General features: G+C 71.1%; 18 protein-coding genes. 15 read left to right on the top strand and 3 right to left on the bottom strand.

The features are described from left to right. The first annotated feature begins 19 nt into the window (after window positions 1-19). The 5 genes from HNR40_RS28450 (at window position 20) to HNR40_RS28470 (ending at window position 4070) form a co-directional block, all read left to right on the top strand. Complete coding sequence (locus tag HNR40_RS28450) at window positions 20-1024, top strand: hypothetical protein (RefSeq protein WP_184966625.1); 1005 nt, start codon at window positions 20-22, stop codon at window positions 1022-1024. A 102-nt stretch (window positions 1025-1126) separates the two neighbouring features. Further along, window positions 1127-1396 (top strand): 30S ribosomal protein S20, encoded by a 270-nt coding sequence (gene rpsT / locus HNR40_RS28455; protein WP_184966628.1) that lies wholly within the window; start codon window positions 1127-1129, stop codon window positions 1394-1396. A 447-nt stretch (window positions 1397-1843) separates the two neighbouring features. Next, window positions 1844-2593: a DUF6879 family protein gene (locus HNR40_RS55065; protein ID WP_246509575.1), complete on the top strand. Its 750-nt coding sequence runs from the start codon at window positions 1844-1846 to the stop codon at window positions 2591-2593. A 30-nt stretch (window positions 2594-2623) separates the two neighbouring features. Further along, entirely contained in the window at window positions 2624-3499 is an 876-nt protein-coding gene (locus HNR40_RS28465) for a helix-turn-helix domain-containing protein (RefSeq protein ID WP_184966630.1), read from the top strand. Between the two features lie 223 nt (window positions 3500-3722). Beyond that, window positions 3723-4070: a hypothetical protein gene (locus HNR40_RS28470; protein WP_184966632.1), complete on the top strand. Its 348-nt coding sequence runs from the start codon at window positions 3723-3725 to the stop codon at window positions 4068-4070. A 122-nt stretch (window positions 4071-4192) separates the two neighbouring features. On the opposite strand, the gene HNR40_RS28475 is transcribed toward HNR40_RS28470, so the two are convergent. Beyond that, the gene (locus tag HNR40_RS28475; RefSeq protein ID WP_184966633.1) at window positions 4193-5560 is read right to left on the bottom strand and encodes an ankyrin repeat domain-containing protein; all 1368 of its coding nucleotides are present in this window, start codon (window positions 5558-5560) and stop codon (window positions 4193-4195) included. Between the two features lie 276 nt (window positions 5561-5836). Here HNR40_RS28475 and HNR40_RS28480 point away from each other — a divergent pair, with 276 nt between their 5' ends. Then, on the top strand, window positions 5837-6442 hold the full coding sequence (locus tag HNR40_RS28480; protein ID WP_184966635.1) for a GNAT family N-acetyltransferase: 606 nt from the start codon (window positions 5837-5839) through the stop codon (window positions 6440-6442). Window positions 6443-6445: 3 nt separating this feature from the next. Here HNR40_RS28480 and HNR40_RS28485 read toward each other — a convergent pair whose 3' ends face one another. Beyond that, window positions 6446-7084 carry a hypothetical protein gene (locus tag HNR40_RS28485; protein ID WP_184966637.1) on the bottom strand — a complete coding sequence of 213 codons (639 nt, stop codon included), beginning with the start codon at window positions 7082-7084 and terminating at the stop codon, window positions 6446-6448. Window positions 7085-7242: 158 nt separating this feature from the next. On the opposite strand from HNR40_RS28485, the gene HNR40_RS28490 reads away from it, so the two are divergent. The 6 genes from HNR40_RS28490 to HNR40_RS28515 all read left to right on the top strand — a co-directional run bounded on the left by HNR40_RS28490 (window position 7243) and on the right by HNR40_RS28515 (window position 20559). After that, window positions 7243-10398, top strand: coding sequence for an ABC transporter permease (locus tag HNR40_RS28490; protein WP_184966639.1), 3156 nt, complete (start codon window positions 7243-7245; stop codon window positions 10396-10398). Then, the gene (locus tag HNR40_RS28495; RefSeq protein WP_184966640.1) at window positions 10395-12962 is read left to right on the top strand and encodes an FtsX-like permease family protein; all 2568 of its coding nucleotides are present in this window, start codon (window positions 10395-10397) and stop codon (window positions 12960-12962) included. Before HNR40_RS28490 ends, HNR40_RS28495 begins: the two co-directional genes overlap by 4 nt. 149 nt (window positions 12963-13111) lie before the next feature. After that, on the top strand, window positions 13112-16288 hold the full coding sequence (locus HNR40_RS28500) for an ABC transporter permease (RefSeq protein ID WP_184966642.1): 3177 nt from the start codon (window positions 13112-13114) through the stop codon (window positions 16286-16288). After that, complete coding sequence (locus HNR40_RS28505) at window positions 16285-18945, top strand: hypothetical protein (RefSeq protein WP_184966644.1); 2661 nt, start codon at window positions 16285-16287, stop codon at window positions 18943-18945. Before HNR40_RS28500 ends, HNR40_RS28505 begins: the two co-directional genes overlap by 4 nt. Window positions 18946-18947: 2 nt before the next feature. Further along, the gene (locus tag HNR40_RS28510; protein WP_184966646.1) at window positions 18948-19868 is read left to right on the top strand and encodes an ABC transporter ATP-binding protein; all 921 of its coding nucleotides are present in this window, start codon (window positions 18948-18950) and stop codon (window positions 19866-19868) included. Further along, entirely contained in the window at window positions 19861-20559 is a 699-nt protein-coding gene (locus HNR40_RS28515; protein ID WP_184966648.1) for an ABC transporter ATP-binding protein, read from the top strand. The genes HNR40_RS28510 and HNR40_RS28515 overlap by 8 nt, the downstream gene beginning before the upstream one ends. On the opposite strand, the gene HNR40_RS28520 is transcribed toward HNR40_RS28515, so the two are convergent. Further along, a complete protein-coding gene (locus tag HNR40_RS28520; protein ID WP_184966650.1) occupies window positions 20513-21697 on the bottom strand; it encodes an MFS transporter in 1185 nt (394 codons plus the stop codon). The genes HNR40_RS28515 and HNR40_RS28520 overlap by 47 nt on opposite strands. A 68-nt stretch (window positions 21698-21765) precedes the next feature. On the opposite strand from HNR40_RS28520, the gene HNR40_RS55070 reads away from it, so the two are divergent. From HNR40_RS55070 to HNR40_RS55075, 3 genes are all read left to right on the top strand, one after another. Beyond that, the gene (locus tag HNR40_RS55070; RefSeq protein ID WP_221340944.1) at window positions 21766-22251 is read left to right on the top strand and encodes a MarR family winged helix-turn-helix transcriptional regulator; all 486 of its coding nucleotides are present in this window, start codon (window positions 21766-21768) and stop codon (window positions 22249-22251) included. Window positions 22252-22704: 453 nt separating this feature from the next. Beyond that, entirely contained in the window at window positions 22705-23394 is a 690-nt protein-coding gene (locus HNR40_RS28530; protein WP_184966654.1) for a ComEA family DNA-binding protein, read from the top strand. Further along, window positions 23363-26194 (top strand): ComEC/Rec2 family competence protein, encoded by a 2832-nt coding sequence (locus HNR40_RS55075; RefSeq protein ID WP_281395540.1) that lies wholly within the window; start codon window positions 23363-23365, stop codon window positions 26192-26194. The genes HNR40_RS28530 and HNR40_RS55075 overlap by 32 nt, the downstream gene beginning before the upstream one ends. Window positions 26195-26591: the final 397 nt, after the last annotated feature.

Here is a 26591-nt window from a genome sequence, read left to right on the forward strand (position 1 = left end):
TTCATGGTGACATGCCCGGGTGATTGCCCGAACCGTCATCCGCCGCGGCCTGCGCCTGCTCGCGCTTGCCTTGGCCATCGTGGTCGTGCTGGTCGGCGTGGTCGCCGCAGCGTTCCGAGTCCAGTTTACCGGCGAGCCCGCGGACTGGGCCAAGAGCACCGGCAACGACGCTCTGTGGATGGGCCACATGTGGGTCGACGGCCGCCGAACGGAGCAAGACGTCAAGAATCTGGCGGTACGGCTGCGCAGTACCGGCATCAAGGACCTTTACCTCCACAGCGGCCCCTTCAAGCGCGACGGAACCCTCGACATGAGCGCCATCTCCACCGCCAAAAGCTTCGTGGCCTGGGCTCACAAACACCTGCCCGACGTCCGGGTCTCGGCCTGGCTCGGCCAGAAGGTGGACGGCTTCCTCGACCTCGCCTCCCCCGCCACCAGGCAGAACATCCTCACCAGCGTCACCGCCATCACCGCACTCGGCTACGACGGCATCCACTACAACTTCGAACCCATCGGCTCCGACGACAGCGACTTCCTCGACCTGCTCGACCGGACCCGCCCGCTGACCGAACTCCTGTCGACGTCCACGCCCCAGATCGAGCCCTACCCCCTCATGCGGCCGGTGACCAGGGTCTTCCTGGACCACGACAAATATTGGTCGCAGGGATACTTCGGCGAGGTGGCCCGGCGCGTCGACCAAGTGGCCGTCATGGCCTACGACTCCGGCATGCCCCTCACCTCCCTGTACGGCGGGCATGCCGTGCGGCAGGCCAAACTCGCCCTCGACCTCGTGCCCGACACCAAGACCGTGCTGCTCGGCGCCCCCGCCTACCACGACCACGGCATCCCCTGGGGCGACTCAGCCGAGAGCGTGGCCGACACGGCACTGGCGGCTCGCCTGGCCATCACCGACCGGGGACCACGCGACCGATACGGGCTCGCCATGTATGTAGACTTCGCTGCGACGGAGGAGGACTGGCGCGAGTACACCACGCAGTGGCTACGCTCGGAGTCGTTGATTTGAGCGGCGACCTGAGTTATTGGTAGCCTGTTCAACTGCGTGTGGCGCGCCCTCTCTCGAGCCCGCGCGCCCCATCCATCACCAGATTCTCACCGAGGCTTCTTCGTGGCGAACATCAAGTCCCAGATCAAGCGCAACAAGCAGAACGAGAAGGCTCGTCTGCGCAACAAGGCCGTCAAGTCGTCCCTGAAGACCGCGGTTCGCAAGTTCCGCGAGGCCGCCGAGCAGGGCAACGTCGAGGAGGCCGCGGCAGCGCAGCGCGTGGCTTCCCGTCAGCTCGACAAGGCCGTGAGCAAGGGCGTCATCCACAAGAACCAGGCCGCGAACCGCAAGTCCGCGATCGCCAAGCAGGCCGCCGCGCTGGCAGCCAAGTAGCCTGACGCTTTCTGGACGCCGTGCCCCCGGGTAGGGGTGCGGCGTTTCCGCTTACCCAAAAGCATCGTCTTTCACGGTGGCGCGCTTCGCGCGTCCGGGATTCCAGGCGTTCTTCCAGTCGAGCCACGGGCTCGACCCCTGGTCGACCTCGCTCCGCTCGGGCGCCTTTCCGGTCCCACCCCTTGCCCAGCCAAGTGGTCAGCCAGCTGGATCCCACCCCCGCTTCGCCCCTGGAAGGCGGCTAGGCCAGGCAGTGGTTCGGCAGGGCCGTGGTGTGTGATCTGGGGCGATGCCCGGGCTGCTTGACAAGGGCTCGGGGGGATCTTCAACGCGGCCGGCGGCGTAAGCAGGCATACGGCATCGACGGCCACCCTCTTGACGCGCCTCCATACCTCGCTCAGGCTCGGGCGTGGACAACATCGGGCAACAAACGAGCGAGGAGATCCCGTGGCCTTCCACCTCGTCGGTGTCGACCCCCAATCGCCGGACGACAAGTGCTGCGCCGTCTTCGTCGACGATGAGGCCGACAAGATCTACTTCCAGGGCAAGCTCGTGACCGACCCGGAGATCCTCGCCAGGATCGCCAAGGAAAGCCCGATCGGAGCCGACGAGGCCGTCGTGTGGCACCCCGGCCGGATGAAGCCGACCATCTCCGAAGCCATCGCCGGAACTTTCGAGGCCGGCCGGGTCGGGCACGGTCCGACGACGATCAGGGACATGCTGCGAGGCGTACGCCACTCGGCCGTCCACCTGGAGACACGCGATACCTACGACCCGGCGCATCCCGCCTTCCAGGACTTCCTGGGCGGCGGAACCGGCCGCTACGACAGATCCGGCTGGACGGGCGTCGTCCGCGAGACGGTGGCCCGCGGCGTCCGGATCCGGCGCGCGCGAGTGGTGTCGGAGCCCATCAGCGACTACATCCGGTGGGAGCACCTGATCACCGACGAGAACATCGAGGCGGGTGAGGAGGTTCGCTGGCTGCCGCGCCGCCAGGCGTACGATCTGGCGCTGCCCGGGACCGACTTCTGGATGTTCGACGGGCGCGTGGTCTGCTTCAACTTCAACTCCGGTGCCGGAGTCGACACGGATGAGGACCAGTTCACCAACGACCCCGCCACGGTGACGCGCTGCATCGCCATGTTCGAGCAGGTGTGGGAGCGGGCGATCCCGCACGCGGACTACCGGCCGAGATGACGCGGACCGGGCAGCGTGTAGAACTTCACCATGGCCTCGTCCTCCTCCAGCGCACAGGCGGCGCGTCAGCATCTCGCTGATCAGCTCCGCGAGATCCGCGAGGACGCGGGACTGACCGGGCGCCGGCTCGCCGAGCTTGCCGGCTGGCACGGGGTGTCCAAGGTGTCGAAGATCGAGCATGCCGCCCGCCCCATCACGGCCGAGGACCTACGGACCTGGTGCCACATCTGCGGCGTGCCGGCGGGCCGTACCCAGACGCTGCTGGCGGAACTGCGCGCGGCGGTCGGGATGTGGGTCAGCTACCAGCAGCTCAACCGGCGCGGGCTGAAGGCGGCGCAGGAATCCGTGCGGGAGCGGTATGAACGCGTCCGTTTGATGCGCGTGTACTCGAACAAGGTGATTCCCGGGCTCCTCCAGACAGAGCAGTACACGACGGCGGCCTTGGAGGCCGCAAGGCGGGAGCAGGGCGTCGAGGTGGACGATGTCGCCGGGGCGGTGGCGGAGAGGATGGATCGCCGGCGCGTGCTGCATCGGGCCGACGCCCGCTTCGTCTTCCTGCTTGAGGAGAGCGTGTTGTGGTACCGCACGACGAGCCCTCGCGTGCACGCTGAACAGCTCAGGCATCTGATCTCCGTCATGTTGATGCCCTCGGTGACGGTGGCGGTCATCCCCCGGCGCGCGGACCGGACTGTGACGGGCTGGGGGGTGTGGCCGGAGGAGTCGTTCACGATGACGGACTTCGCCCAGACCAACATCGAGCTCGTGTCCGGTTACCTCACTATCGTGCAGCCGGACGAGATCGCCATGTACGTGTCGGCTTGGGAGCGGTTGTTCCCGCTCGCTGTTGTTGGGGAGTCGGCCGCAGCGCTCGTACGAGAAGCCATTGAGGCGTTGCCCACCGGGTGACGGGCAAACTTGGGCAACTTTTGGAGCGGTTGGAAGTCGCACTCTTACGGTCGGAGCCATGGCCCTCCCCATTCCCGACTGGGACGCCCGAACCGCCGATGACGGCAGTCATCTGCCTCCGGCACCTGGCCGCAGGCGAGCACACGACGGCGACCACCGGCGAACAGGCTGCCCGGCTTTGGGGGCGGCGTGGCGAGCTGGATCTGGGTGAGGAGTGTGTTGGATGACGGATATCTCTGACATGGCGGACTGGGAGCTGATGCGGGGTGACGTCAGTGCCGCCGACATCAAAGCCGCGCATGAGGCCGCTCTTGCCAGGCACACGAACCAAGCTGACAAGGATGCGCTTCAGGCCTCACTGCGGCGGGTTCTCGCCAGCTGCGGAGGTAGCTGGGAGCGGCTGGCTGAAGCCTGGACGACGAAGAACTGGCTTCGTGCCTTCCGGGAGGAGCTCCATGGCAAGGGCTGGATGCGCGTACCGGACCGGGATGAGCTCCGCGACGAGTTGCGGGATCTGATCAGGCAGTACCCGGGCCTGGCACGCGAGATTCTCGGCGAAGACACCGAATAGGCCCTCAACCAGCAGGGGTTCTGGACAGCCCATCCCCGCCGGCCCGCCCACGTCGCAGGGGATGGGCGCGGTGTCCCCGCCTTGGGTTCCGGAGGGTTCTCCCGGGCGGGGACACCTCTCCCTTAGTGGGTGGGGCCGGACGTGATCAGGTTGTGGAGGTGGTGAGCTTCTGGATCGTGGGGGCGGGCGGCGTAACTTATTCGCAGCCAGCCGTCGGCGTCAGTACGGAGGAGGTCGTCGCGGAGGGATGGGTCGGCGCCGCGTTCCAGGAGCAGGCGGATCACGGGGAGATGGCCGCCCGGGATCGCCCAGTGCAGGCCGGTTCGACCGAGGTAGGGCGCCACGTCCGGATGGACGCCGTGGTCGAGGAACCAGCGTACGACCTCGATCCGGCCGTGCTGGCAGGCGTGGACGAACGCCTCTCCTATGATCTCCTCCGGGTCGTCAGTCGGTGGCAGGCGGGAGGGGAAGCCGGCGCCGGTGTCGGCGAGGTCGGGACGTGCCGGGGCGGCGTCCGGGCGGAGCATGCCGTCGCCGTCGAAGCAGGTCCGTACCAGGTCCAGCCGGCCGCAGGCGGCGTACGTCCAGAGTGCCTGCGGGACGATCGCGTGTACTGCTAGCAGGTCGACTACCTCTGTGTTGCCGTGGTAGACGGCGTTCTCCAGTGGAGTGATGCCCAGGGTCCGGGTGCCGGGGTCGGCGCCGGCGTCGAGCAGCAGGCGCACGTAGCCGACCCGGTTGAAGCGGGCGGCCCAGGTGAGCGGGAGGTCCAGGTCGGTGGCCTTGCGGAGGAGGACGGCGACTGCGGCGCGGGGCGCACCGAGTTCTTTGCAGAGCCGGACGCCGGGGATCGTCTCGGGGCCCGCGAGCATGTGCAGCAGGGTGTCGGCCTGCTCGGCGGTCAGCTGGGCCAGTTGGTCAGTGTTGCCGGTCAGCAGGGCTTCGGCTTCGCGGTGCAGCCGCTGCCGTCGGCGGCGGTGTTCGCTGAGGTCGTGCCGGGATTTTTCGGTGAACGACAGGAGTTCCTGCCAGGTCGGGAAGCCGAGCTCCCGCGCGATGATCAGCCGCGCGTCGCGAAGTCCGGCGGTTGCGGCGGAGCGCGCGGTGGCGTGGCGGGGGACGTAGGCCCGTAGCCGTCGCAGCGCTCCGGGACTGTCTCGGCTCAGCTCGGTGAGGAGGGTGTCGGCCATCGACGCGTAGATCCCGGGCATGACGCCCATGAGGCGGGAGACGGGGCGTTCTTCGATGGTGCTGCGGCTTTCGATGTGGGCGCGGAATTCGGGCCAGGTCCGGAAGCCGTGTTCCTGGGCGAGGACGAACTGGGCGTCGCTGAGCAGGAACCGTTCCCCGGCTCGATCGCCCAGCGCGTCGGCGACCCGGGCTCCGGCCGCCGCATCGCCCGCGGCGTACGCGTGATGCAGGTGTTTGGCCTGCTTGCGGTAGTACTCGGCGTTTGGATGGGCCGGTAGCTCGAAATGACGATCGGACATCGCAACCTCCATCGTCGCCGAGGTCCGCTTGCCCGGCCGGAGAGAGGTTGGTGGTGTCCGGTGCGTTGACATGCTGGTCGAGGTGGGAAAATCCCTGCCCGCAGACTGGCAGCGCCCTCGCACGCTTCGCTTCAGGGTAGTTACCGGCTCTGCGCGGAGGCAACCGCCGAAAACGGTTTGTTCTCGCCCGCAGCGTTCCGCACAATCAGGTCGTGATCTTTCAAGGCCGCACCCGCACCCTGCCGGTTTTCCTGCTGCCTGTTAAGGATCACTGCCTTGAACCGCATTCTCCGTGACTACGCCCGCGCCGACGAGCCTTCCTGGCTCCGCTGCCGAGTCCTGGCCTTTCTGAGCACCGCCTACTACGACGACGTCGCCCCGGCGAAACCCGCCATCGCGGCCCCTGGCTTCGAGTTGGTCGCGGTCGACCGGCAGGCCACCGTTCTCGGTCTGATGGACGTCGCCGTCGACGGTGAGCTGGCGACCATCGAGACCGTCGCGGTCCACCCTGACCACCAGCACGCGGGCATCGGCCGCGCGCTGCTCGAACAGGCCCTGACACGCGTCCGCACCATGCCCACGGTGACCACCCTCGACGCCTGGACCCGAGACGACCCGGACGCCTTGCGCTGGTATCGGGCGATGGGCTTCCGCGAGAGCGACCACTACCTGCACGTCTACGCCAGTCACTACGCGAAGGCCGAGCGCACACAAACCGACGAGCCCGCGCACACCAGCGAGCCGGAACGCGCGCTCACCGGCGCCCGCCCAGGCCTGCACCCGGTGTCGGTGTTCCTCCACGCCAGCCTCAACGAGGAGGAGCGGCTACGTCGCGAGTTCGCCCGGGTTCACGTCTGTCGGCGCTTCTCCATGACACTCTGAGGTTCACGTCTGCCGGCGCTTCTCCATGGCAATCTGACCCGGATCAGATTCCAGTTCTGCTGCCCGGCGGAGGTCCTTGGGGCGGCCGATGGCGCGGCGCATCCGGATCAGGTCCTCTCGGGCGGCGTAGTGAACGTGCAGGCCGCTCGGGTCGGCCGTGGTGATCGCGCGGTCGAGGAACTCCCCCACCCGAAGGCCGCCCCAGGGCAGCGCCGGGGTGCAGCAGTCGCCACCGGCCCCGGCCGAGGTGAACTCAACCTTGGGGCGGAGAAAGGACTCCGCGACAAGGGGTACGGGGTTGCCCGCTTCGTCCATCAGCTGGGCATGGACGGTGGCGAAGGCCGCTGCCAAGGCAGGGGCGTGGGCAGGGAGGCCGTCCCAGAGCAGGTCCAGGTCGCCGGTCAGTTCGGTGGATCCGTGCATGATGCCGGCGACCTGCCCGATCACCACGGCCCGGACGCCATGGCGGTGAAGGGCCTCGAGCAGCGGGAACGGGTCGAACCCGAGCGCGCCGTCAGTGCCGATCGTGCCGACGTCGTCGTCGGCGTCCTGGTGACCCAGGCCGGTGCCTGCCCGGTTCAGGGCCAGTTCGCGGGTACGCCGGGCGGCGGCCCGGAGGCGTTCCAACGGCTCGTTGATCATCTGGGCATCCAACACCTGCCCACACCCGTGACGCATGCGATTTTCCGGGGGCCCCGCGGCGAATGTCACGATTTCCGCATCACACGGGAATCTCGGCTGGATCACCATTAAGTGCCCCGCCATTGCCCGCCCACAAGACTCCCCGGATGGTGGAAGCCATGCGGGGGCTGTTTGTCATCAGGCGGGCGTTGAGCGAGCCCCTGCTGTTGCTGGCCGCGTTCTTCTCCATCCTCCTGGCCACCGCCACCCTCGTGGCCCTGACGATGTACGCCTCCACGATCACCGAGGCGGGCGTGCGCCGTACCATGGCAACCGCTGCGATCCCGGACAAGGCGGCGGTCCTGTCCGCTCCGGTGACGAAGGAGAACTTCCACCGGATCGACGCCATGGTGCGCGACCAGGTCGAGCGCGCGTACCAGGGACTGCCTGCGACAGTCACGGCGACGGCCAGGTCGGCCACGTACGTGGCGCCGGGGCAGCTCGGCCGCGAGACGCCGGAGCTGTTCACCTTCGGCCTTTATGAGGATCTGGACAAGCACGCCAAGCTGGTCGCGGGGACCTGGCCGCGGCGAGGGGACGTGGTGGAGGCGGCGGTCTCGCAGCCGGTCGCGACCGCGCTCGGGCTGGCTCCGGGCCGGACGTTCACCACCGAGGGGCGGGTGGACAAGGCGCCGGCCACCGTCCGCGTCTCCGGGATCTTCCAGCTCGACGACCCGTTCGGGGAGCGGTGGTTCGCCGAGCCGCTGCTGGTGCGCGGGGCCGAGGTGGGCAACTACACCACGTACGGCCCGCTGGTCGTGGCACGCGAGACGTTCCTGGAGCGGTTCGCCGACCATGTCAGCGTCACCTGGCTGGCGGTGCCGGACCTGCGGGGGCTGCAGCCCGACCGGCTGGCGGCGTTCGCGGCCGACGTCGCCGGGACGAAGGAACGCCTGGCCCGGGCGGGCTGCGTCAACTGCGGGGCCACCTCCCGCCTGCCCGAGGTCATCGCCCAGCTCGACACCGCCGCGCTGGTGGCACGTTCGACCATGCTCATCCCGGTGCTCCAGCTCGTCCTGCTGGCGGGCTATGCGCTGATGCTGACCGCCCGCCTGCTGGCCGACCACCGGCGCATGGAGGCCGCGCTGCTGCGGGCGCGGGGGGCGGGCAGTGTGCGGCTGGCGCTGCTCACGGGCGCGGAGGCGTTGCTGGTCGCGGTCCCATGCGCGGTGGCGGCACCGTTCCTCGCGCCAATCCTGCTCGAAGCAGCGGGCGCGAGCGCAGGGGCAGCCGGCACGGGGGCTGAGGTGGGGGCGTTTGTGGTGGCGGCGCTTGTTGCCGGTGCCTGTGCGGTACTGCTGGCGCTGCCCGCCCTGGCCGGGGCCCGGCGTACCTATGTCGAGACGCAGACCGCGCGCGCCCGCAGAGGGCTGGTGCAGCGGGCCGGGGCGGACCTGGTGCTGGTGGGGGTGGCGGCGCTGGCGATCTGGCAGCTCCGACACTATGGGGCCCCGGTGACGGCCACCGCGACCGGCGGGCTGGGGGTCGATCCGCTGATCGTCTCCGGCCCGGCGCTGGCGTTGCTGACCGGCGGGCTGGTGAGCCTGCGGCTGGTGCCGCTGGTATCCGGGCTCGCGGAACGGCTGGCCACCAGACAGACGGGCCTGGCCCCCGCGCTGGGCGCGATGCAGGTGAGCAGACGCCCGCTGAGGTACGCCGGCCCGGCCCTGCTGCTGACCATGGCCGTGGCGATCGGCGGCCTGTCGCTGGCCACAGCGGCCACCTGGCGAACCTCCCAGAACGACCAGGCCGCCCACCAGACCGGTGCGGACCTGCGCATCTCCGACCCGCCCGAGAACCACGAACTCGGCGTATTCGGCCGAGGCGGCACGTTCGCCACTCTGCCGGGCGTGCGAGCCATCAGCCCGGTCTACCGAGGCAGCGCCGACGTCGGAGGCACGGACGTCACGATGCTCGGCGTGGACGCGGCCAAGATCGGCGGCATCATGCGGCTGCGCGCCGACCTGTCGCCCGACCCGGTCCCGGACATGGCCGCCAGGCTGCTCGCCGGACGTCCCGACATCCCGGTGATCCCCTTACCGGGCGACCGGCTGCGGCTGGGCGTGCGGCTAGAGGCAGCGGAAGCGGTGCCGGTCAAGGTCAGCGTCGTGGACGGGCTGGGCGTCTGGCGGGAGCTGACCATCGGACCACTGGAGCCAGGCAAGCACACGCTGGAGCTGGACCTGCGTCCGCTCTACGGCCGCACGGGCACGCCGGGCCCCCTGTCCCTGCGCGGACTGACGTTCGACCTGCCAGTCCCGGCAAGAGGCGCGGCAACCAGGATCACCGTAACCGGCCTGAACGCCCCAAAAGGCACCCCCTGGACCCACGCCATCCAGCGCCCCGGCCGCCTGCGCGGCGGCAAGCTCACGACGACCCCAGGCGGCTTCACCATCGAGGTCCCGGCACCCAAACCCGCCGAAGCCCCCGCCGACCCACAGCCCCTGGTCGTCACCCTGGGCAAGGCCGACCTGCTGGCCTCGCCGAGCGATCGAAGCCACCCCCTGCCCGTGGTCGTCTCGCGAGATCTGGCAGCCATCATGAAGGCGCGCGTCGGCCAGGTCACCGCGGTGGCGATCGAGGGCCGCAACACCGCGGTACACGTGGCAGGCATCGTGGACGCGCTGCCCTCGACGGCCGCGGGACGGCCCGCCGTACTCCTGGATCTGCCCACGGCGCAGGCCCGTGACCAGGCGTGGGCGCTGCCGCCGAAGCCCGTCACCGAGTGGTGGGCTGCGGCGCGCGGCGGCGACACCGCGCCCGCGGTGGAGCGGTTGCGGCACGCGCCCGCGTGGGGCGCGAGCGTGGTGGATCTGCCGTCGCAGGCGGCGAAGCTGCGTGACGACCCGCTGGCGGCGGGGTTGGAGGGGGCGCTGACGCTCGGCTTCGCGGCGGCGCTGGCGTTCGCGGTGCTGGGGTTTCTGGTGAGCGCGGCGGTGGCGGCGCGCGAGCGGGCAGGTGAGCTGGCGATCCTGCGGGCGCTGGGGATGAGCGGGCGGCAGCTGTTCTGGTTGCTGGCGGTGGAGCAGGCGTTCGTGATCGGGCTGGCGATGGGGGCGGGGATCGGGCTGGCGGTCGTGGTGGGGTATCTGGTGGTGCCGCACATCGTGCTGACCGGGCAGGCGGCGGCCGTGGTGCCGGCGGTGACGCCGGTCTTCCCGTGGTGGGCCACGCTGGCGATGGCGGTGGCGGTCTGCCTGGTGTTGTTCGGCGTGGTCGCGGGGCTGGCGGGCAGCCTGCGCCGCCGGGCGCCGCTGGTCAAGGAGGACCTGTGAACCCGCTGCGCCTGGCCAGGACGCACGCCGGAGCGCTGGCCGTGCTCGCCGCCCTGGTGGCCGCGGCGGCGCTGCTGGTGGCGGCGCTGCCGAAGATGATGGAGGCGGCCTACGACCGGGCGTTCGCGCACTCGGTGGGGTCGGCGTCCGCGGACTGGACGGACCTGACGGTCGAGTACTCCACCCAGGACAACCCGCCCGAGCACCGCACCGCCGAGGACTTCGCCCGGCGCGACACGCGGCTGCGCGAGATCCTGCCGCCGGACCTGCGCCGGATGGTGGGGCCCGGCCATCAGCGGGCCTCCACGTTCAACCTGCCCGTGATGAAGGGGCCGATGGCGGACGGCCCGCTGTTCGTGGACCCGACCTGGGTCTCCGGCGTCGAGCAGCGCATCCGCTACGTGGCCGGGCGGCCTCCCGGCAAGTCGGACGGCAGGCGTTTCGAGCTCGCGGTCGTCAGGTCGGCCGCCGAGGCGATGAACATCCGGGTCGGCACCCGCCTCCAGCTCGGCACCGTCGGGGTCATCGACGCGACCGTCACCGGCCTCTTCGACGTCGTGGACCCGGCCGACCGGTTCTGGGACCACAACCGGGCCGTGCGCGCGGTCAACCGGGTGCCGCTCCCCGGCAGCGACATCTACGAACTGCACGTCGACGCGCTCATCTCACCGGAGAGCCTGCCGGTGCTCGGCGGCGGGGAGCGGCAGCTCCGCTACGCGTGGGTGATCCCGCTGGACACCAGCAAGGTCACCGCGCGGGAGGCGCCCGCGCTGCCCGCGGCCATCGCCGAATACGAGCGGCTGACCGGCGTCGAGGCCGCCGACCCGTGGAACCGCTACGTCCTCGACACCCGCTTCCCCGAGCTGCTCGGCAGGTTCCTGGGCGAGCTGGCCACCGCGCAGACCGTGATGACCGTGGTGCTGGGCGGGCTGCTGGCGGTCTCGCTGTGTGTGGTGCTGCTGGCCGTACAGCTGATGGTGGAGCGGACGGACCGGGCGCTGGCGCTCGCGCGGGCGCGCGGCGGGTCGCTGCGGCAGGTCGCGGGCGCGGGGACGGGTCTGGTGGCGCTGGCCACGCTGCCCGCCGCGCTGGGCGGATACGGGCTGTCCTACGCCGTGCCCGGCCCGCTGACGCCGATCGTGCACGCCGGTCCCGCGCTGATCTCCGTCGCCGTCGTGGCCGGCGCGGCGGCGCTGCTCGCGGTCCGGCACCGCGCACCCCTGCACGAGCGGCGCGCCGACGTCGTGGCCGCCCGGCTGTCACCGGCGCGGATCACCGTGGAGGCGGCGGTGGTGGCGCTGGCGCTCGGCGGCGCGTTCCTGCTGCGCCTGCGCGGGCTGGCGGTCGGGGACCCGTTCCTGGTGCTGGTGCCGTTCGGGCTGACGGTGGCGGTCGCGGTGATCACCGTGCGCTGCTATCCCTTCCCCCTCCGCCTCCTGGTACGGCTGGCCGCACGCCGTCGCCGGGCGGTGCCGTTCCTGGGCCTGACGCTGGCGGCCAGGGCGCGCTCGTTCTCGGTGCTGCCGGTGCTGGTGCTGCTGCCCGCGCTGGCCGTGTCGGTCTTCTCCGCGGTGATCGCCTCGGGCATCTCGACCGCCCAGGAGCACGTGGCGTGGAACGAGGTCGGCGCCCACGCCCGCCTGCAGGCCGCCGGCGTGTTCTCTCCCGAGGCGGTCGAGCGGGTGCGCCGGGTTCCGGGGGTGAAGCGGGTGGTTCCCGCGCAGATCGCCACCGTGCGGATCGCCGAGCGCCATCCCACGCTGGTGGCCATCGACCTGGAGGCGTACCGCGCGATCGTGGCCGGGACGCCGCTCAGGCCGCCCGGCCCGCTGCGCGACGGTCCTGGGATTCCCGCTCTGGTGCCGCCCGACCAGGTGGTCCCCGAGCTCACGGTGACGTGGAACGTGCAGGTGAAGCTGCGGCCCCAGGGCTCGGTGACCTCGTTCCCGGGGCTGGGCGATCTGCGGGAGTTCGTGGTGACGCCGCTGGACGTGCGGGCGCGGATGGGGCGCGAGGTGGAGATCACCACGTTGTTCGTGCAGGGCGACGGCGTGGCGGCGGCGGACCTGGCCGAGGCGGCTGGCGCGGGTGTGCGGGTGCGCACGTTCGGGGACGCGCTGCGGGCGATCGAGGACGAGCCGCTGACGGCGACGGTCCAGGTGGTCTTCCGTGTGGTGACGCTGGCGCTGGGCGGCTACGCGCTGGCGGCGGTGGTGCTGGCGCTGGTGGTGGGCGCGCGGGAGCGGGCGCGGGCGCTGTCGTTCCTGCGCACGCTCGGGCTGTCGGCGGGGCAGGCGCGGCGGCTGACGGTGCTGGAGGTCACGCCGATGATCCTGCTGACGGCGCTGGCCGGTCTGGGGCTGGGTCTCGGGCTGGAGCCCGCGCTGGGTCCGGCGATCGACCTGTCGGCGTACGCGGGCGGGGCGGCGGTGGCGGGGACCGAGGTGTGGTGGCCGCTGTTGCTGGCGGCGACACTGGCCCTGGTGTCGGTTCTGGGGGTTTATATCCACATTTGGCTGGGCCGCCGGGCTGTCGTGGGTGCGATACTTCGCGTGAATGAGTAAGAGCATCCAGGTCCTGTGCGATTTGTGTCACAGTTTCGATATCACATGCGCATCGCCGCAGCGTATCGGGTGCGCATCCCTTAAGAAGATCACCTTGCCCTCGACTCGGCCGATCCTCAAAAGTTCACTAAACGGGTGAAGGGGGTCATATGCGGGGGCCGTTGATCGTCAAGCGGGCGTTCAGTGAACCGCTCCTTCTCCTCGCCGCCCTCGGCTCCATCCTCCTGGCCACCACCACGCTCGTGGCGCTGACCATGTACGCCTCGTCCATCGCCGACGTCGGCGTCCGGCGGACCATGGAGACGGCCTCCTTCGGCAACACCGCCGTCACGGTGACCGTGCCGGTCAAGGGCGAGACCTTCCCGAAGCTGGACCAGGTCATCCGCGAGCAGGTGGGCAAGCTCTTCACCGGGGTGCCGACGGCGATCGGCGCCAGCTTCCACTCCGACTCCTTCGCCATGCCCGGTCAGGAGCGCAAAGAACGCCCCGAACTCCTCAGGTTCGGCAGCTACGACGGCCTCGACCGGCACGCCAAGCTGGTCTCCGGCGCCTGGCCGCGCGACGGCGCGCGGCCGCTGGAGGCCGCGGTCTCGCTGCCCGCCGCCTCGGCCACCTCGTTCAAGGTCGGCCAGGTCATCACCACGCAGGGCCGCGTGGACAAGAAGATCCGCCAGGTGAAGATCGTCGGCATCTTCCAGCTCGACGACCCCTTCGGCGACCGCTGGACCGGCGAACCCCTGCTCAGCCGGGGCGTCGAGACCGGCTCCTACACCACCTACGGCCCGCTCATGGTCGGCCGCGAGACCTTCCTCTCCGACTTCGCCACCACCGTCAGCACCACCTGGACCGCGCTGCCCGACCTGCGCCAGGTCTCCCCCGAACAACTGCGCCCGCTGGCCGACGGCGTCAGCGGCCTGCGCGAGCGGCTCCGCTCGAACGGCTGCTCCGAGTGCACAGCCGTCAGCCGGCTCAACGGCGCGCTCACCCAGCTCGACACCGCCGCCCTGGTCTCCCGCTCGACCATGCTCATCCCGGTGCTGCAACTGCTGCTCCTGGCCGCGTACGCGCTCATGCTCACCGCCCGCCTGCTGGCCGACCACCGGCGCATGGAGGTCGCGCTGCTGCGTTCGCGCGGCGCCGGCACCTGGCGCCTGGCCTCCCTGGCCGGCGGCGAGGCGCTGCTGGTGGCCGTCCCGTGCGCGGTCATCGCGCCGTTCCTCGGTCCGCCGCTGCTCGCCGCGGTCAACGCGCTGCCGTGGATCCAGGCCTCGGGTGTACGGCTGGCGCCCGTCGCCGACCTCGGCACCTTCCTGGTCTCCAGCTCGGTGGCGCTCGTGTCGGCGGTGCTCCTGGCACTGCCCGCCCTCGCCGGGGCCCGCCGTACCTATGTGGAGGAACAGTCGGCACGCGGCCGCAGCGGCGCGCGCGGCCTGATCGAGCGCGCGGGCGCGGACCTGGCGCTGCTGGTCGTGGCCGGGCTGGCGATCTGGCAGCTGCAGCACTACGGCGCGCCGGTGACCTCGACCACCACCGGCGAGCTGGGCATCGACCCGCTGATCATCTCGGGACCCGCGCTGGCGCTGCTCACCGGCGGCATGCTCGGCCTGCGCCTGGTCCCCCGCATCTCCAAGATCGCCGAACGGTTCACCACCAAGCGCGCCAGCCTCGCGCCGGCCCTGGGCGCGTGGCAGGTGGCCAGGCGGCCGCTGCGCTACTCGGGACCCGCGCTGCTGCTGACCATGGCGATCGCCATCGGCATCGTCTCGATGGCCACCGCGTCCACCTGGCGCGCCTCGCAGAGCGACCAGGCCCGCCACCAGGCGGGCGCCGACCTGCGGCTGACCGGGCCGCCGGACGGCGGCGAGCTCGGCACGCTCGGCCGGGGCACCGCCTTCAGCACGCTGCCGGGCGTCCGGGCCGCCGCCCCCGCCTACCGGGGACGCGCCGACGTCGACAACACGTTCGTCAGCCTGATCGCCATCGACGCCGCCAAGCTCGGCCAGGTGTTCCAGCTGCGCTCCGACCTGTCCTCCCAGACGGTCACCGAGCTCGGCGCCGGGCTGACCGCCGGCCGGCCGAAGACCGCGCCGGTGACGCTGCCCGGCACCCCGCGCACGCTCACCGTGGACGTGCAGGCGCCCTACGGCGCGGTCCCGCTGCAGGTCGTGCTCTCCGACGCGCTCGGCGTCCGCCACGCACTGCCGGTCGAGGCGGTCGCCAAGACCGTACGGCAGGCCACTATCGACCTCACCGCCCTGACCGGGCGCGGCGGCAAGGTCAGCTACCCGCTGGCCGTCGAGGGCTTCATCTCCGGAGTCAGCGAGACCGACCGCGAGGCCCGCGTGCTCGCGCTGCGCGCCGACGGCCAGAAGGTGAACGTGCCCGCCGGCCTGCGCTGGTCGGGCGCGGACCAGGCCGGCCGGGAAGGGCTGTTCACCATCGAGTCCGGCCGCGAGGGCGCGGTCGTGATGCCGGCGCCCCCGGGCGTGGACCCGGCCAAGATGCTGCTGCCTCCGCGCGCGGCCGGCGCCCTGGTCAACGCGCCGCTGCCCGTCGTGCTCACCGCCGACCTGGCCGCCGCGCTCAAGCTGACCGTGGGCCAGGTCGCGCCGATCACCTTCGAGCGGCAGGTCATCGAGGTCAAGCTGGCCGGCGTGGTGGAGCGCATGCCGACGACGACGCCGGAGCAGCCGGCCGTACTCGTGGATCTGAAGACGCTGCAGGACCGCACGCTCAGCGCGGGCGAGATCCCGCTTCCCGCGACCGAATGGTGGCTGAACACCGGCGGCGCGTCCGACGCCGCGGACGAGAAGATCAGGACCAACCCGGTCTGGAACGTCACCGCGCTCGACCAGCGGCGGCTGGCGACGGAGCTGCGTGACGACCCGCTGGGCAGCGGCCTGCAGGGGGCGCTGATCCTCGGCTTCCTGGCGGCGCTGGTCTTCGCGGCGCTCGGGTTCCTGGTCAACGCGGCGGTGGCGGCGCGCGAGCGGATGTCGGAGTTCACCATCCTGCGCGCGCTCGGGGTGAGCTTCCGTCAGGTGTTCGGGCTGCTGGCCATCGAGCAGACGTTCGTCATCGGGCTGTCGCTGGCGGCCGGGACGGGGCTGGCCGTCGCCGTCGGATATCTGGTCGTGCCGCACATCGTGCTCACCGGCCAGGCCGCGGCGGTCACGCCGGACGTGCGGCTGGACATCCCGTGGCCGGCCACGGCGGCCATGCTCGTGGTGGTGGCCGTGGTGTTGTTCGCCATCGTCGCCGGGCTGGCCCGCAGCATGCGGCGGCAGGGTCTCGGTCAAGTGCTGCGCATCGGGGAGGACCAATGAAGACCCTGCGGCTGGCTCGGGTGCATCCCGGCGCCCTCGCCATGCTCGCCGTCCTCACCCTGAGCGCCTGCCTGCTCATCGCGGGCATGCCGCGGATGATGCAGGGGGCCTTCAACCGGGCGATGGCGCAGTATCTCGACGCCGCCCCGGCGCAGCAGGCCGACCTGACCGCGCTCGCCACCTCCAACGGGATCCGGCAGGACATCGACTCCGTCGAGCGGTTCAAGCTCTGGGACGCGGAGGTGCGCAAGCTGCTCCCGGCCGGGCTGCGGCCGGTCGTGCGCCCTCCCGCCGCGGGCACCTCGCACATGAGCGCCAAGACCTCGCGCACCCCGGTGCACGACACCGGCGGCATGAGGTACATCAACCTGGCCTGGCTGTCCGACGCCGACCGGCGCGTGCAGTGGATCGAGGGACGGGCGCCGGGCAAACCATCCACCAAGCGCTTCGAGAACACCGACATCCCCCTCTTCGAGGTCGGCGTCGTCGCCGAGGCGGCCACGAAGATGGGGCTCACGATCGGCACCGAGCAGATCATCGGCGAGAGCGACTACGCCGCGATCAAGGTCGTCGGCATCTTCAAGGCGCTCAACCCGGCCGACCGCTGGTGGAGCCACAACGCCGACGCGCTCAACGTCAACGAGGTGCAGCCGCCGGGCAAGCTGGACCTCGAGAAGTCCATCACCGCGCTGATCCCCCCCGCCGCGCTGACCGTGCTGAGCGGCCAGGCCCGCCAGCTCGACTACCGCTGGGTCCTGTCCGTCGACACCGCCGCCCTCGGCAGCCTCGACCCCGTCGAGGTGCAGGCCGCCATCAAGGACTACGACAAGGCGCTCGCGCTCAACGCCAAGGGCGACTTCGCGCACCGCCTCGACACCCAGCTCGCCAACCTCATCGCCGCCTTCCTCACCAAGCTGGCCACCGCGCAGACGATCATGTACCTGGCGCTGGGCGGGCTGCTCATGGTCGCGCTCGGCGTCATCGTGCTCGGCGTGCAGCTCGTGCTCGACCGCATCGACCAGGCGCTCGGCCTGATGCGGGCGCGCGGCGCCGCGCTGCGCCAGATCATCGCGACCGCGGGCGGGCTCACCGCCGCCGCCCTGCTGCCCGCGGTCCTCGCCGGGTGCAGCCTGGCCCACCTCGTGCCCGGACCCGCCGTCGCCCTGGTGCACATCGGCCCCGCGCTGCTGCTGCTCACCGGCATCGGCTACGCCTGCGCCCGAGCCGCCCTGGAGCACCGCGCGCCCCTGAACGAGCGGCGCGGCGACGTGGCCACCGCCAAGCCGTCGGCCAAGCGGATCACGCTGGAAGTCCTGGTCATCGGGCTCGCCCTGGTCGGCGCGTACCTGATCCGCACCCGCGGGCTCACCACCGACGTGGCCACGCAGGGTCAGGACCCGTTCCTGCTGTTCGTCCCGATCGCGCTCACGCTGGCCGCCGCGCTGATCACCCTGCGCTGCTATCCCTACCCCCTGCGCCTCATCGTACGGCTGGCGGCACGGGCCCGGCCCGCCGTACCCTTCCTGGGCCTGACCAGGGCGGCCCGCGCCCGCTCCTTCAGCGTGCTGCCCGTGCTGATCCTGCTGCCCGCGCTGGCCGTGTCGGTGTTCGCCTCGCTGATCTCCAGCGGCATCGTCCGCACCCAGGAGGTCGCCGTGTGGCAGAAGGCCGGCGCGCCGATCCGCGTCGAGTACGCCGGCATCTTCACCGACGAGGCCATAGCCCAGATCGGCCGGACGCCCGGCGTCGACCAGGTCGTCCCCGCGCAGCTCGGCAAGGTGCAGATCGGGTTCACCGCCGAGCGGGCCGACATCCTCGCCGTCGACCTGGCCGCGTGGAGCAAACTCATCGCCGACGCCCCGATCACCCTGCCCGCCCAGCCCGGCGGCGACGGCATCCCCGCGCTCGTCTCGCCCGCCATGAAGGGCCGCGGCACCATCGACGTCGGCTGGCAGAACCGGATGAAGGTCCGCGAAGCCGGCGTCATCGAGAAGGTGCCCGGGTTCTTCAGCCAGGGCCGCTTCCTCGTCGTGCCGCTGGACGCCAACCAGCGGGCCGGCACCCGCGTCAACGTCAACACCCTGCTCATCAGCGGCAGCGCCGACCCCGCCCAGGTCCGGGCGGAAGCCGTCAAGGCGGTCTCGGCCGCGGTCAAGGGCGGCGACAGCGCCAAGCTGATCACCGTGGCCGGCGCCGCCGAGGCCCGCGCGGCCATCACCGGTGACGCGCTGACCGGCACCGTCCTGGCCATCCTGCGCATCGTGACCGTGGCGCTGGCGGCGTACGCGCTGGTCGCGGTCGTGGTGACCCTCGTGATCAGCGCGGCCGAACGGGCCGCGGCGCTGTCGTTCCTGCGTACGCTGGGACTGTCGGCACGCCAGGCACAGGGACTGACCGTCCTGGAGATCTCCCCGATGATCGTGCTGACCTCGCTGGCCGGGCTCGCGCTCGGCCTCGTCCTGCCCGCCGCGCTCGGTCCCGGCGTCGACCTGTCGGCCTACACCGGCGACCTCGGCGTCCAGAGCTACGACCTCGACCTGTTGACTCCCACGCTCCTGGCCGCCGGGCTGACCGGCGTCGCCGTAGTGGGCGCCTACGCGCACACCGCCATCAGCCGTCGCCGCAGCCTCGGCTCCGTACTCCGAGTGGGTGAGTGAACGTGAACCCGACCCTGTCCGAGCTGGAAGCCCAGGCGAGCCAGGAGAAGGCCGCCTTCGGCGGTGACGCGCACATCGTCTGTGACAACCTCGTCCGCATCTACAAGACCGAGGGCGTCGAGGTCGTCGCCCTGCAGGGCCTGGACCTGCTGGTGCAGAAGGGCGAACTGGTCGCCATCGTCGGCGCGTCGGGCTCCGGCAAGTCGACCCTGCTGAACGTGCTGTCCGGCCTCGACGTCCCCACCGCCGGCCTGGCCAAGGTGGCGGGCACCGACCTGCTGTCCATGGCGGCCAAGGACCGGCTGCGCTACCGGCGCGAGGTCGTCGGCTTCATCTGGCAGCAGACGGCGCGCAACCTGCTGCCGTACCTGACCGCCCAGGAGAACGTCGAGCTGCCCATGAAGCTGGCCGGCAAGGCCCGCAAGGGGCGGGCCGCCGAGCTGCTGACGCTGCTCGGTGTCGACTACTGCGCCGACCGCCGGCCGTCCGAGATGTCCGGCGGCGAGCAGCAGCGCGTCGCCATCGCCGTGGCGCTGGCCAACTCTCCGCAGCTCATCCTCGCCGACGAGCCCACCGGCGAGCTCGACAGCGACACCTCGGAGGAGGTGTTCCACGCGCTGCGCAAGGCCAACCGGGAGCTCGGCGTCACTGTCGTCATCGTCACCCACGACCCGCTCGTCTCCGAGCAGGTCGATCGCACGATCGGCATCCGCGACGGCCGTACCTCCAGCGAGACGCTGCGCCGCGAGGGCGCCGAGGGTCAGATCGTCGCCGAGGAGTACGCCGTCCTCGACCGCGTCGGCCGCCTCCAGCTGCCCCGGGACTTCATGAACGCCCTGGAGCTGGAGCGGCGCGTACGTCTCGAACTCGAGTCCGACCACATCGGCGTATGGCCGGCGCGTGAGGAGAGCAACGGTGAGTGAGCCCCTGGTCGTCGTCGACGGGCTGCGCAAGGTCTACCGGTCGGGCCCCAAGGAGGTCGTGGCCCTGCGCGAGGTGTCCTTCCAGGCCTTCCCCGGCGAGCTGATCGCCATCCGCGGCCGGTCGGGCTCCGGCAAGACCACGCTCCTGAACCAGATCGGCGGCCTGGACCGTCCCGACGCCGGCCGGGTCGTCGTGGCGGGCGAGGAGGTCACCGCGATGAGCGAGGACGCCCTGCTCGCGCTGCGGCGCGACACCGTCGGCTTCGTCTTCCAGTCCTTCGGCCTCATCCCGGTGCTGTCGGCCGCCGAGAACGTCGGCGTGCCCATGCGCCTCGCGCGCACGCCCGTGGAAGAGCGCGAGAAGCGGGTACGCATGCTGCTGGCCCTCGTCGGCCTCGAACAACACGTCAACCAGCGCCCCTACGAACTGTCCGGCGGCCAGCGCCAGCGCGTGGCCATCGCGCGCTCGCTGGCCAACCGGCCGAGGCTGCTCATCGCCGACGAGCCGACCGGCCAGCTCGACTCCCAGACCGGCCGCCAGATCATGCAGCTCATCCGGGCGCTGGTGCGCAGCGAGGGCGTGACGGCGCTGGTCGCCACCCACGACCCGAGCCTGATCACGCTGGCCGACCGGGTGCTGGAGATCAGCGACGGCGTGGTTCAGGAAGCGGCGCTGCTGCAGGACTCCTGACGACGACGGCGGCGAGGTTGGCCGCCATCACCAGCACCCCCGCCACCAGCAGCAGCCCCGTGCCGCCGGTCAACCCGGCCAGCGGCACCGCCACGGCCAGCCCGAACGGCCGCGACGCGAACGAGATCAGCTGGTCGAACGAGCGCACCCGCCCCAGCGCCGCCTCCGGGATCTCCTCGGCCACGACCGTCTCCCACAACGGGCTCAGCAGGCCCAGCCCGAACATCGCCACCAGATACGCCCCCGCCAGCACCCAGACCGGGGCGGCGAACGCCAGCGCGGCCATCGGCAGCACGTACAGCGCCGCGCTCACCTGGACCACCACCAGCGGGCGGCGGATGGGCAGCCTGGGAGCGACGAGCACGCCCGCGACCAGGCCGACGGTGCCGCACTGCACGATCAGCACCCAGCCGGCCTCGCCCGCCACGCCCGTGACGGCCAGCGGGCCCAGGGTCAGGAAGAGGCCGGCGGCGAAGTGCCAGACGCCGTGGCCGAGCACGCTGGTCAGGAACCATCGTCTGCGCCTGACCTCCTGCCAGCCCTCGCGCAGCTCGGCGCCGAAGGAGCGGCGGTCGGCGGGGTGGGGCGGGCTTGCCGTACGGACTGAGCCGAGGGTGAGTGCCGAGCACGCGAACAACAGCCCGGTCAGCAGCGCCGCCCAGCCAGGACCCGCCACGAGCACCACCCCGCCCGCGAGCGCGGGCGCCACCACCGCCGACAGGCTCGTCGCCACGCCGATGCGCGCGTTGACCCGCAACCGGTCCCGCTCGGGCACGACCGCCACCACCAGCCGGGGCACGGCCGGCATCCCGAACGCGATCGCCACCCCCGCGGCGGCCGAGAGAACGGCCAGGTCGAGGATCCGGTTCACGCCGAGCAGCAGCTCGGCGCCGATGCCTAACTGGGTGAGACAGCGGACCAGGTCCGCGCCCAGCGCCACCCGCTCCGGCCTCATGCGGTCGGCGAGCACCCCGCCGATGGGCAGGAACAGCAGCAGCGGGACGAGTTCGGCGGCGAGCACCAGTCCGAGGTCGGCGCCGGAGCCGGTGGTGCGCAGGACGGCGAGGGTGAGGGTGGTGGGGATCAAGGCGGTGGCGAGGGCGGACAGCGCGCGCCCGGCCAGCAGGCGGTTCGTCATGGCCTGGGATAGTATTTCGCTGGCGAATGATTCGTCAACAAAATACTTGGTGGGCGTATGATCCAATCGTGGAAGACTCCGTCGACCGTCACCTGGCCCGCTGGCGCGGCAAGGCCCCCTACGACGAGCTGGTCGAGGGGGTGGTGACCCGGATGCAGATGCTGGTCAAGCACCTCCACCAGACGAAGGCGGCGGCGCTGGCCGAGGTGGGGATGCAGGACTTCGAGTTCGAGACGCTGCACCGGCTGATGGCGCACTCCGGTGGCGCGACGCCTTCTGTGCTGGCGGCTGAGTTGCTGCTGTCACCGGCGGGGATGACGGGGCGGCTCGACACGCTCGAACGGTCGGGGCTTATCCGGCGGGTGCGGAGCACAGATGACCGGCGGCGGGTGGACGTGGAGCTTACTGACCGCGGACGCGAACTGTGGACCGAGGCCATGCAGATCCGGGCGGAGGTGGAGTCGGAGATGATCTCGGCACTGTCGCTCGAGGATCGCGTGACGCTGGACGGCCTCCTAAAACAACTCCTCCACAACGTCGAATCCCCCCACTAACCCCCACCCCCACCAGCCTGCGCGCCCCCATTAGCCTGCGCGCTCCGCCAGCCCTCGCCCGCCCAGCCTGCGCGCCCTCCACCAGCCTGCGCACGCCACCAGCCCTCGCCCGCTGAGCCTGCGCGCCCCACCCGCGCTCCACCCGCCCAGCCCTTCGCACTCCACCAGCCTGCGCACGCCGCCAGCCCTCCGCCCACCCAGCCTGTGCACCCCACCGGCCCTCCGGCCGCACAGCCTGTGCACCCCACCGGCCCTCCGGCCGCACAGCCTGCGCTTGCCCTTCTGACCACGCGGGCTCTCTGCCGCCCGCAAGCCCTTGCGGCCCCTTGGCTTCGGCCGCTTGCCCGTGTGACACGTTGGCCGGTTGGGCCGCGTTATCCACAGCCCCCGCCTCACCCCCAGAACCCCGTTCGCCCGATCCCCCTCACCCCGCCCCGCCGTACCGTCACTGCCGTGCGCTCCCCCGATCCCACCAGCGAGCAGGCCATAGCCGAGGCGAGGCTGCGATCGATCACCCATCCGGGGACGGGCGAGCGCACCCCAAACCTCCCACCCACCTTCCAGGCATTCCGCGCAGCGGTAACCGCCCAAGCCCCAACCCGCACCGGCGTACGCGTCCTCATAGCCATAGGCGCTCTGGCAGCAGCCGTAGCCGCGTTCACCTTCTGGCGCTCAGCCCCCACCCCAGCCCCACTACCACCACCCCCGGCAGCAACCACCCCGCGCCCCACCGCCTCGGTAACCATCCACGTCACCGGCAAAGTACGCACCCCAGGCGTCTACCGCCTCCCCACCGGCTCCCGCGTCACGGACGCCCTGACAGCCGCCGGAGGCCTGCGAAAAGGCACCGACCCAACCCCCCTGAACCTGGCCCGCCGCCTGATAGACGGCGAACAGATAGCAGTGGGCACCCCCGAGGCAGCAGCAGCCCTGGCCGCAAACCCAACAACCTCAATAGTCGACCTGAACACCGCCACCCCCATCCAACTGGAGCAGTTACCAGGCGTAGGCGAGGTCCTGGCCTCCCGCATAGCCGAGTTCCGCGACACCCACGGCGGTTTCACCAGCATCGACCAGCTCAAGGAGGTGACAGGCATAGGCCCGCGCAAATATGAAGAGCTCAAAGACCGAGTCCGCGTATAGCCCCACAGTCCTGCCCGCCCTGGCCACCTGGGCCACCGCCCTGATCCTCCTGGGCGCCCCACCAACGGTCAGCTTCATATGCGCGGCCATAGCCACCCTGGCCACCGCAGCCCTCTACGCCACACCCCCCTGGCGAGGAACCACAGTGGCCATAGCCGCCTGCACAGCAGCGACAGCCGCCACGGTGGCCTTCCACACCCACGCAGTATCCACAGGCCCAGTACCCGACCTAGCCAGAAAAGGCATAACCGCAACAGCCGAGGTAGTCCTCACCAACGACCCCAGAACCCGAAAGAACCCCCGCTTCCCCGGCGAGAGCGTAGTAGCAGAAGCCCGCCTAGAGCTCCTACAAACCCCCACAACCCACCTAGCCCTGAGCACCCCAGTAACCCTCTTCGCCACAGGCCCCCACTGGCGAACCCTCCTCCCCAGCCAACGCCTGAAGATCACCGCCAAACTGGCCCCAGCCAACCCAGCCGACCTAACAGCCGCCGTACTACTGGTAAAAGGCCCCCCGGAACAGCTAGGCACCCCCTCCACCATCCAAACCGCAGCCGGATCCCTGCGCTCCGGCCTCAGAGCCGCAGCCACCCCCTTCCCAGAAGACCAACGCGGCCTCATCCCCGCCCTGGTAGTAGGCGACACCTCCCGCATGGACCCCCAGGTAACCGCCGACTTCAAAGACGCAGGCCTAACCCACCTGACGGCAGTATCAGGCGCCAACCTAGCCATAATCGCCGGCGCGGCCCTGGCCATCTCCCGCCTAACAGGCCTCCCCCTACCCGTCCGAGCAGTCCTGGCCGCAGCCGCCATGATCGCCTTCGCCGTAGTAGCCCGCCCCTCCCCCAGCGTCCTACGCGCCCTGGCAATGGGCCTGGCAGCCGCCCTGGCCCTGGCCACCGGTCGCCCCCGCCAAGGCATGGCCGCCCTGTCCATCTCCGTCCTCTTCCTGATCCTCTTCTCCCCAGACCTGGCCCGCTCGTACGGCTTCGCCCTCTCCGTAACCGCCACCGCCGGCATCCTCCTCCTAGCCCCCAAATGGCGCGACCACCTAACCCACCCCCCACCCCGTCACAACCCCACCCCCAACACCAACACCAACCCCCAGCGCCAGCACCAGCCCCAGCCCCAGCCCCAGCCCCAGCCCCAGCCCCAGGATCAGGCCCAGGCCCAGGCCCAGGCCCAGGCTCAGACCCGCCCCAGCCCTACTCCCGCACCCGCACCCGCCGCCGATTCAACCCAAGCAACACTTACGGCCACCCCCGCAGCCCCCTCCCACCTCCCTCACGCCATCCGAGCAAGCGCGCCGACAGATCCCGGCGTCCAAGGCCACGCACGAGCAGACAACGCGACCCACCAAGCCCGCGCGCACCGCACCACCGCAGAACCCGGCGCAGCCCACCCCATCACCACAGAGCCGTTCACCGGACACCCCGTCACGGCACAACCCGTCACCGCGCGTCCGGCCGCGTCCCTCGCCCTCACCACGGAAGCCCCTCAGACCCGAAGCACACGCAAGCGACACCACCCACTCCCAAGAGCTTCCGGGGCCCAGGCGGCAAGAAGCCTCCTCAGGCCGCGGCGGGCCCTGCCCAGGTGGCTGGCGGAGGCGGTCGCTGTGCCGGCCGCCGCCCAGTTCGCCGTGACTCCGGTGTTGGTCTTGATGTCCGGCCAAGTCACCCCGGTCGCGGTGATCGCCAATCTCCTGGCCGGTCCCGCCGTGGCCCCGGCGACGCTCCTGGGCTTCGCCGCGTCCGTGGTGGCCCCGATCAGCGTCGAGGCGGCGCAGATCCTGCTGATCCCGGCCGGGTACTCCGTGGGCTGGACCATCACCGTCGCACAGTGGGCGGCGGGTCTGCCGTTCGCCACCATCCCGTGGCCGGGCGGCCTGCTCGGCTTGGCGCTGCTGGCGATGGCGGTGGCGGTAGCCGTACCCCTGCTCCGTCACCCTCGATGCCGAGCCGTCACCCTGGCAGTGCTGGCGGGCATCCTGACCGCCGCCGTAGTCCTCCCACCCGCCCTGTCACCGTGGCCCCCACGCCGATGGCTCATGGTGATGTGCGACGTTGGTCAGGGCGACGGCATGGCCATCGCGGCAGGCCCAGGCAGGGCCGTGGTAGTGGACACCGGCCCCGACCCGACCCCCATGGACCGCTGCCTACGCGACCTGGGCATCCGCGAGATCCCGTTGATCATCCTGACCCACCCCCACGCCGACCACACCGGCGGCCTCACCGGAGCCCTGAAAAACCGCCGCATAGGCGCCGCCCTACTGACCAACCACCCCGCCACCCCAGTCCCCATCACCCGAACCCTCTCAACCCACCACATCCCCCAATGGACAGCCACCCCCGGCACCCAATGGACCTTCGGCCCCTCCGAACTCACCGTCCTGGCCCCACCCACAACACCCCCAACGGCAAACACCGGAACCCAAGGCACCGAGATCAACAACACCAGCGTCGTACTCCGCGTCCGCTGGCACGCAGGCTCCATCCTCCTGAGCGGCGACATAGAAACCGAAGCCCAATCCGACCTCCTAAGAACCACTTCCCCAGCCGCCGACATCCTGAAGGTCCCCCACCACGGCTCCGCCCGCCAGGACCCCGCCTTCATCTCCGCAGTCGGCGCCCGAGCAGCCCTGATCAGCGTCGGCTCCGACAACACCTACGGCCACCCCGCACCGGCGACCCTGGCCCTCCTCCACCGCTCCGGCACCCGCATCTACCGCACCGACCAGTCCGGCGACCTAGCCATAACCGACCACAACACCACCCTCGCCATCACCCCCCGCAACTGACTACCCGGCACCCACCAACCACCCAGCCACGCATCCCCCACACCCCCTCCAGCTACTCACCCTTCGCCCCTTCAACCACCTCACCGCCCACCCCCAGTCCCACAGTCCTTCCGGCCCGCCTACCTCTCGCCCCGTGCCCCTCTCCGCCTCCCGCCCGCGCCCTTCTCGTCCCAGGGCTCCCGACCGCACCGTCGACGTCCTCCTCCAGCACCCGCCAGCTGCCGCACTCGCCGTTTGTCCCAGGCACCCGCTCATCGGCCCGCACGTCGTAAAGGTGTGGTCCGGACGGCGCACAGCACGCGTGCCGCCTCGGGCGGTTCAGGTGCCGTGAGCGGTGTCCTCGGGCAGGGGTGGCGGGTCGGTCTGGTGGGTGGTGGAATGAGTTCCGGGTTGCCGT

It is taken from the genome of Nonomuraea endophytica, assembly GCF_014203235.1.
Classification (GTDB): domain Bacteria; phylum Actinomycetota; class Actinomycetes; order Streptosporangiales; family Streptosporangiaceae; genus Nonomuraea; species Nonomuraea endophytica.

What these genes read in the sequence shown, in the direction of transcription:
- HNR40_RS28465 (WP_184966630.1), top strand. Translation starts at nt 2,624, where the DNA reads ATGGCCTCGTCCTCCTCCAGCGCACAGGCGGCGCGTCAGCATCTCGCT.
- HNR40_RS28490 (WP_184966639.1), top strand. Translation starts at nt 7,243, where the DNA reads ATGCGGGGGCTGTTTGTCATCAGGCGGGCGTTGAGCGAGCCCCTGCTG.
- HNR40_RS28485 (WP_184966637.1), bottom strand. Translation starts at nt 7,084, where the DNA reads ATGATCAACGAGCCGTTGGAACGCCTCCGGGCCGCCGCCCGGCGTACC.
- HNR40_RS55075 (WP_281395540.1), top strand. Translation starts at nt 23,363, where the DNA reads ATGAAGAGCTCAAAGACCGAGTCCGCGTATAGCCCCACAGTCCTGCCC.
- HNR40_RS28470 (WP_184966632.1), top strand. Translation starts at nt 3,723, where the DNA reads ATGACGGATATCTCTGACATGGCGGACTGGGAGCTGATGCGGGGTGAC.
- HNR40_RS28475 (WP_184966633.1), bottom strand. Translation starts at nt 5,560, where the DNA reads ATGTCCGATCGTCATTTCGAGCTACCGGCCCATCCAAACGCCGAGTAC.
- HNR40_RS28505 (WP_184966644.1), top strand. Translation starts at nt 16,285, where the DNA reads ATGAAGACCCTGCGGCTGGCTCGGGTGCATCCCGGCGCCCTCGCCATG.
- HNR40_RS28500 (WP_184966642.1), top strand. Translation starts at nt 13,112, where the DNA reads ATGCGGGGGCCGTTGATCGTCAAGCGGGCGTTCAGTGAACCGCTCCTT.
- HNR40_RS28520 (WP_184966650.1), bottom strand. Translation starts at nt 21,697, where the DNA reads ATGACGAACCGCCTGCTGGCCGGGCGCGCGCTGTCCGCCCTCGCCACC.